This window comes from Streptomyces sp. NPDC058295 (assembly GCF_042880655.1).
GTDB lineage: Bacteria > Actinomycetota > Actinomycetes > Streptomycetales > Streptomycetaceae > Streptomyces > Streptomyces coriariae.
The window spans coordinates 250,080-256,979 of the sequence record NZ_JBHVYO010000008.1; the positions used below are offsets into that span (position 1 = coordinate 250,080).

Consider the following 6,900-nt stretch of genomic DNA (forward strand, 5'->3'; position numbering starts at 1 on the left):
AACCGAAACGGTCGAAAACAGCAAAGGCAGTGTGGCCGGGAAACAACTGCGGTGCGGGGGAATGACCTCCCCCCGCACCGCAGTTGTTTCCGGCATGAGCCAGAGCCACAGCCACAGCCACAGCCACGACGACCGTACGATCACCAACCCGCCCGCCCTGCACGACCCCACGCCCTTCGGCTACAGCCATGCCGTGTCGGCACCCGGCGAACTGGTCTTCCTCGCGGGCCAGTACGCCTCGGACGCGTCCGGCGCCCCCGTGCCAGGCGACTTCGCCGCTCAGGTGGGGCTGGCCTTCGACCGGCTGGAGGCGGCGCTGGCCGGGGTGGGTCTCGGGCTCCGTCACGTGGTGCGGCTGGGCACGTACATCGTCGACCACGACCCCGGCAGGCTCGAGATCCTGGGCAAGGCCCTGCACGCCCGCTTCGGCGAGCGGCTGCCTGCGCAGACCCTGAGCGGGGTGGCCTCGCTCGCCCTGCCGGGCATGCTGTTCGAGGTCGACGCGATCGCCGTACGGTCACCCCGCGGCGAGGAGCTGTCCTAGTTGCTCCTGCGCACCCCCGGCGAGACCGTCACCTTCGCCGCCGCCCAGAACACCGCGAGCGTCGCGAGTGCCATGCCGGCGACCAGGGTGGCGCCGCCCACCACCTTCTCGTAGTCGTGCTGGTAGAGACCGTCGACGATGTAGCGGCCGAGACCACCGAGGCTGACGTACGCGGCGATGGTGGCCGTCGAGACGATCTGGATGGCCGCCGACCGCAGACCGCCGAAGATCAGCGGGAGCGCGACGGGCAGTTCGACGCGCAGCAGGATGCCGGACTCCCCCATCCCCATGCCCCGCGCGGCGTCCACGGGGGACGGATCGACGGAGCGCACCGCCTCGTAGGTGGTGACGAGGATCGGCGGGACAGCGAGGACGACCAGCGGGATCATCACGGGCAGCATGCCGAACCCGAGCACGATGGTCGTCACCACCAGCAGGCCGAAGGTGGGCAGCGCCCGGCCGGCGGTGGCAACAAGCGAAAGGAAGTTTCCGCCCCGCCCGTAGTGACCGGTTACCAGGCCGACCGGCAGCCCGATCACGGCAGCGAGGGCAAGCGCTTCCAGGGAGTACTGGACGTGTTCCCACACGCGGGTGGGGATTCCGTCGTAACCCTGCCAGTGCGCGCTGTCGCTGAAGAAGGCATTTACGAAATTGATGACGTTCACCGGGCTGCGTCCTCCAGGGCGGGCACGGCCGGATCGGGCCGGATCCCGGCGGGCTTGGACTTTCCGCCGCGCGCGCCGCTCGGCATCCAAGGGGTGAGCAGGATGCGTACGACGACCAGCAGGGCGTCAGCGAGCACCGCCAGAGCGGCACTGGTGATCACGGAGTTCCAGGCGAGTTCGGGCCGGTTGTAGATCTGCGCGTCGTGCAGCAGGTTGCCCAGCGCGCCCTGGTTGCCGATCAGCATGCCGACGCTGACGAGGCTGATGCTGGACACGGTGGCCACCCGAAGTCCGGCGATGATGGCCGGGACCGCGATCGGCAACTGGACCAGGACGTAACGGCGTACGGGTCCGAAGCCCATGGCGGTCGCGGCGGCGAGGGTCTCCTGCGGGACCGAACGGACGCCGTCGACGATCGCCGGGACGAGCACCACCAGGCTGTAGATGGTGAGCGGGATCATCACCGTCAGTTCGGTCTGCCCCGTGTAGTCGATGAGGACGACGAAGAAGGCCAGGGACGGGATGGCGTAGAGCACGGTCGTCACCCACAGCACCGGCGGGTACAGCCAGCGCAGCCGCACACACAGCTGGGCCAGCGGGAGGGCGAGCAGCAGCCCGCCCAGCACCGGCAGCAGGGCCTCGCGCAGATGGAGCCCGATGAGGCCGAACCAGTCGTGCTGGAGGTCGCTGGGGATGTCGAAGAAGCGGTTCACCGGATGACCTTCTGGGCGGTCTCCTCGGGCGACGGCCGCTCCTCACGGCCTGCCGCGTGGGCGCCGCGGATGGCCTCGCCGATGGCGGTCTGGGAGACGACTCCGGCGGCCCGGCCCTCGGCGTCCACGGCGACCGCCCAGCCGGTGGGCGACAGGACCGCACAGTCGAGGGCCGCGCGCAGCGAGTCCCGTTCGGCGACGAACGGCCGCCCGTACGGCAGCAGTCGGTCGGCGTCGACCCGTCCGGCCGTCAGCGCGCCGGGCTCGCTCCAGCCGAGCGGACGGCCGTCCAGGCCGGTGACGAGGAGGTAGGGGGCGTCGGTCGCGCCCCGTGCGGCGATCTGCTCGGCCGTGGAGTCGATCGCGACGATCGGTGTGGTGAGCAGTTCCAGGTCGGCGGAGGAGAAGAACGACAGGCGCCGGATGCCCCGGTCGGCGCCGAGGAAGCCCTCGACGAACGCGTCTGCGGGGTCGGACAGCAGTTCGGCCGGCGGCGCGAACTGGGCGAGCCGGCCGCCGGTACGCAGCACCGCGACCATCGTGCCGAGCTTCACGGCCTCGTCGATGTCATGCGTGACGAAGACGATGGTCTTGCCCAACTCAGCCTGGATGCGCAGCAGTTCGTCCTGGAGGCCCTTGCGGACGACGGGGTCGACGGCGGAGAAAGGCTCGTCCATGAGCAGGACCGGCGGATCGGCGGCGAGCGCACGGGCCACGCCGACGCGCTGCTGCTGGCCACCGGAGAGCTGGTAGGGGTAGCGCTTGGCGAACGAGGCGTCGAGCCCCACCCGTTCCATCAGCTCGCGGGCCCTCGCGCGGGCCTTGTCCTTGCTCCAGCCGAGCATCCGGGGCACGGTGGCGATGTTGTCGACGATCGTCCGGTGCTGGAAGAGCCCGGCGTTCTGGATGACGTAACCCATGGACCGGCGGAGGGTGTTGACCGGTTGCTGACGGCTGTCGACGCCGTCGATGAGGATCGTGCCCTCGCTGGGCTCGACCATCCGGTTGATCATCCGCAGGGTGGTCGTCTTGCCGCAGCCCGAGGGGCCGACGAGGACGGTGATCGCACGGTCCGGTATGTCGAGGGAGAGCCGGTCGACCGCCACCGTGCCGTCCGGGTATCGCTTGGTGACTGAATCTATCCGTATCAAAGCGCCGAATACCCTTCGGGTCTGGCAATTTCTGCCCGCTCTCGATACGAGTTCGGGCCGTTGCGGGGAGAGTCTAGACCGCTTACCAGATCAGCAGCCCGCCACCGGCCCCCTCCGCTTACCGCGCGCTCACCTCGATGCCCTCCAGGTGGCCGGAGATGTGGCGACGATGGCTCCAGACCGTCCGGTCGGGCGGTCTGGCCTCGGCGGCGAGACGCTCCGAGTAAGCGTGTACCGGAGCGGTTTCCGCCAGGAAGGCGGGGTTTCGTCCGGAGCGACGACATCACCGTGGTGCACGTTCACCTGCACCGGCCGGAACCGGGCGCCGATCCGGCGGACGGCCCCTGATCCCCGGACCGTCCACGCCACGCCTCCGGCCCGGCCAGGTCCTTGCCGACGGGCCGACCCGGCCCGCTCCCCGGTCGGGATGTCGAGGTCACCGTCGTCCCGCAGCACGAAGACCTCGCTCCTCGGGCTCATACCGCCGGTGCCCACGCCACCCGCACCTGGATGAAAAGGGTTTCCACTGTGCACAACCTGTGAGTCCGCTGATTCTCACTCTTCCCTCAGGACCGGCTCAGGGATCCCCCAGACATGGCCCCGATCGTCATGGCCATGAACGAAACGAACGCGGGAGGCGTCCGGCACCGGTCGGTCGAGATCGTGGTGCCGGTGTACAACGAGGCACACGTCCTCGCCGACAGCATCGGCCGTCTCCACGCACACCTCGAAGAGTCCTTCCCGTTCCCGTTCCGCATCACGATCGCGGACAACGCCAGCACGGACGCCACCTGGTTCACGGCGACCGACCTGACGCTCCGTCTCCCGCACGTGCACGCCATGCGCCTGGAGGAGAAGGGCCGGGGCCACGCTCTGAAACACGTGTGGAACCGCTCCCGCGCGGACGTCGTCGCCTACATGGACGTCGACCTGTCGACGGGCCTGGAGGCGTTCCTCCCCCTGGTCGCCCCGCTGCTGTCCGGCCACAGCGACCTCGCCATCGGCAGCCGGCTGCACCACCAGGCGGCCGTGGTGCGGGGCGCCAAGCGGGAGTTCGTCTCCCGCTCCTACAACCTCCTGCTCAAGGCCGGCCTCGGCGCCCGGTTCTCGGACGCGCAGTGCGGCTTCAAGGCGGTCCGCGCCGACGTCTTCCGCGCGCTCGCCCCGCACATCGAGGACACCGCCTGGTTCTTCGACACCGAACTGCTGGTCCTGGCCCAGCGCAACGGGCTCCGTGTCCACGAGGTACCGGTCGACTGGACCGACGACCCCGACAGCCGGGTCGACATCGTCCGCACGGCGGTCGACGACCTCAAGGGCATGGGCCGGATGCTCCGCTCCACCCTCACCGGCCGTACCCGCGTCCCCGCCGTACCCCGCCGCACGAGCACCCCCCAGGTGCCCACGGCACGCACGACCACCCCCGCCGCCGTCCTGCCCACCGGGGCGAACACCCTCCTGGAGTACGCGTCATGACGACATTCGCCCCGCCGCCCGCTCCCGTCCGCGAGGACGGCGCCCGCCACCGGTCGGCTCCGCCCGCCGACGGCGGACTCGCCTCCCGCGCCCGGCGCCTGATCACCGGCGCACCCGAGGACCCGCGCTGGGCCCGTCCGGCCCTCTGGGCGATCCTCGTCCTGGCCACGGTCCTCTACGCGTGGAATCTCTCCTCGATCACCGGCAACACCTTCTACGACGCGGCCGTCTACAGCGGCACCAAGAGCTGGAAGGCGTTCTTCTTCGGCGCCTTGGACGCGGGCAGCTTCATCACGGTCGACAAGCCGCCGTTCGCCCTGTGGGTGATGGGCCTGTCCGCCCGTGCCTTCGGGTACGGCACCTGGCAGTTGATGCTGCCGATGGTCGCCGTGGGAACCGGTTCCGTCGCGCTTCTGCACCGGCTCGTCAAGCGGGACTTCGGCGCGGTGGCGGCAACCGTTTCCGCGCTGGCGCTGACGCTCACCCCGATCACGGTCGCCATCACCCGGGACACCAACCCCGACCCGATCCTCGTCTTCCTGATGCTGCTGGGCGCGGCCGCCCTGCTGAAGGCCGTGCGCACCGGCCGGCTGATGCCTCTGGTGTGGTCGGGCGTCGCCATCGGTTTCGCGTTCAACACGAAGATGATGCAGGCGTACGTCGTCCTGCCCGCGTTCCTCCTGGTGTACCTGTGGGCCGCGAACGCCTCGCTGGGCAAGCGCATACGCAACCTTGCCGTCGGCACGGTCGCGCTGATCGTCTCCAGTGCCTGGTGGATGGTGGTCGTCGATCTGATCCCGGCCTCGTCCCGCCCCTACATCGGCGGTTCCACGGACAACACGGTCTGGGACCTCGTCATCGGCTACAACGGTTTCGGCCGTATCTTCGGGGCGAGTTCCTCGGTGGGCTCGCAGGGCAACGGCGCCAGCTTCGGCGGCGAGGCGGGCCTGTACCGGATGTTCAACGACACCATGGGCGGCCAGATCTCCTGGCTGATCCCCTTCGCCGCGATCGCGCTGGTGGCGGGTCTCGTCCTGCGCGGCCGGGCGCCCCGTACGGACGCCAGGCGTGCCGCGCTGATGCTGTGGGGCGGCTGGTTCGTTCTGCACTACCTGACCTTCGCCCTCGCCGAGGGCACCTTCCACCCGTACTACGTCACCGCTATGGCTCCCGGAATCGCGGCCCTGACCGGCGCGGGCGGCGTCATGCTCTACAACGCTTTCCGTAACGGCTCCGCGGCAGTGGGGGTCTCCCCGGCCGAGCGCAGCCGAGACCGGGGGATGGGCTGGGCGCTGCCGGCCGCGGTGGCGGCGAGCTCGGTGTGGGCGGTCGTCCTGCTCCAGCGGGTCTCCGGCTCCGGAACGCTGTACACGGTCGCCCAGGTCGTGGTCGGTGTGGCGGGGGCGGCCTCCGTGATCGGGCTGCTGGTCGCCCGGTTCACCAAGCGGCAGCGGCTGATCGGCGTCGCGGCCCTGGCGGCGGTGGTGGCGCTGCTCGCCGGCCCGGCCGCCTACTCGGCCTCGGCCGCGACCTCCAGCACCAACGGCACCAACCCGACGGCCGGTCCGAGCACCGGCGGTATGGGGGGCATGGGCGGTGGCGGCGGCCAGCGGCCCAGCGGGGCCGGCAGCGGACCGGGAACCAACTCCGGTGATGCGCCGAGCGGTTCGGGCGACGGCCAGGAAATGGGCCAACCTCCGTCGAACAGCGGCAACTCCACGGACGACGGCGGCTCGACGGGGTCGGGTACGACCGAGTCCGGCGCTACCGAATCCGGCACCGCGGAGTCCGGCTCGACCGAGTCGGGTAGCACCGAGTCGGGTACGGCGGAGTCCGACAGCGCCGACGGTCGCACCGGTGGGGGCATGGACGGCGGTACCCAGGTGTCGTCCGCGATGATCACGTATCTGAAGAAGAACCAGGACGGCGCCACCTGGCTGGTGGCGGTGGCCACCGACCAGACGGCCTCCTCGATCATTCTGGAGTCCGGTGAGCCGGTCATCTCGATGGGCGGCTGGTCCGGCAGCGACAACGCGATGACGCTGGCCAAGCTGAAGAGCCTCGTGAAGGCGGGCAAGCTGCACTACATCGTCGTCGGCGACAGCGGCCAGGGCTCCTCGAACTCCGAGATCTCCACCTGGGTCAAGGCGAATGGAACAGCCGTGTCCGACTACAGCGGTCTCTACCGCCTGGACGCGTCGGACGTCAGCTGAGACCACGGAACAACGGAACAGAGGAGGCGGGGGGGGGGGGGGCCCCCCGGCCCCCCCCGCCCCCGGCCGCGGAAATTTGGTGTGGAGCGGCTATGACGCGGGGGGCCGCCGGGGGGGGGCCGCCCGGGCACACCGGCA

6 protein-coding genes are annotated in these 6,900 nt (G+C 70.3%); 3 read left to right on the forward strand and 3 right to left on the reverse strand.

All coding sequences use genetic code 11. The annotated features are described in order from the left end of the window. The first annotated feature begins 94 nt into the window (after positions 1-94). A complete protein-coding gene (locus tag ACFVYS_RS11610; protein WP_389501068.1) occupies positions 95-544 on the forward strand; it encodes a RidA family protein in 450 nt (149 codons plus the stop codon). Here the strand turns inward: ACFVYS_RS11610 and ACFVYS_RS11615 are convergent. Genes ACFVYS_RS11615 through ACFVYS_RS11625 form a run of 3 tightly spaced genes read right to left on the reverse strand, consistent with a single transcriptional unit; the run spans position 541 to position 3,073 of the window. Then, a complete protein-coding gene (locus ACFVYS_RS11615; RefSeq protein ID WP_389501070.1) occupies positions 541-1,209 on the reverse strand; it encodes an ABC transporter permease in 669 nt (222 codons plus the stop codon). The genes ACFVYS_RS11610 and ACFVYS_RS11615 overlap by 4 nt on opposite strands. Continuing rightward, positions 1,206-1,922 (reverse strand): ABC transporter permease, encoded by a 717-nt coding sequence (locus ACFVYS_RS11620; protein WP_389501072.1) that lies wholly within the window; start codon positions 1,920-1,922, stop codon positions 1,206-1,208. The genes ACFVYS_RS11615 and ACFVYS_RS11620 overlap by 4 nt, the downstream gene beginning before the upstream one ends. Then, complete coding sequence (locus ACFVYS_RS11625; protein WP_389501074.1) at positions 1,919-3,073, reverse strand: ABC transporter ATP-binding protein; 1,155 nt, start codon at positions 3,071-3,073, stop codon at positions 1,919-1,921. Before ACFVYS_RS11625 ends, ACFVYS_RS11620 begins: the two co-directional genes overlap by 4 nt. 615 nt (positions 3,074-3,688) lie before the next feature. Here ACFVYS_RS11625 and ACFVYS_RS11630 point away from each other — a divergent pair. Both ACFVYS_RS11630 and ACFVYS_RS11635 read left to right on the forward strand, forming a co-directional pair. Further along, the gene (locus ACFVYS_RS11630) at positions 3,689-4,549 is read left to right on the forward strand and encodes a dolichyl-phosphate beta-glucosyltransferase (RefSeq protein WP_389501076.1); all 861 of its coding nucleotides are present in this window, start codon (positions 3,689-3,691) and stop codon (positions 4,547-4,549) included. Beyond that, positions 4,546-6,762, forward strand: coding sequence for a glycosyltransferase family 39 protein (locus ACFVYS_RS11635; RefSeq protein ID WP_389501078.1), 2,217 nt, complete (start codon positions 4,546-4,548; stop codon positions 6,760-6,762). The genes ACFVYS_RS11630 and ACFVYS_RS11635 overlap by 4 nt, the downstream gene beginning before the upstream one ends. Positions 6,763-6,900 lie beyond the last annotated feature (138 nt).

What these genes read in the sequence shown, in the direction of transcription:
- ACFVYS_RS11610 (WP_389501068.1), top strand. Translation starts at nt 95, where the DNA reads ATGAGCCAGAGCCACAGCCACAGCCACAGCCACGACGACCGTACGATC.
- ACFVYS_RS11630 (WP_389501076.1), top strand. Translation starts at nt 3,689, where the DNA reads ATGAACGAAACGAACGCGGGAGGCGTCCGGCACCGGTCGGTCGAGATC.
- ACFVYS_RS11635 (WP_389501078.1), top strand. Translation starts at nt 4,546, where the DNA reads ATGACGACATTCGCCCCGCCGCCCGCTCCCGTCCGCGAGGACGGCGCC.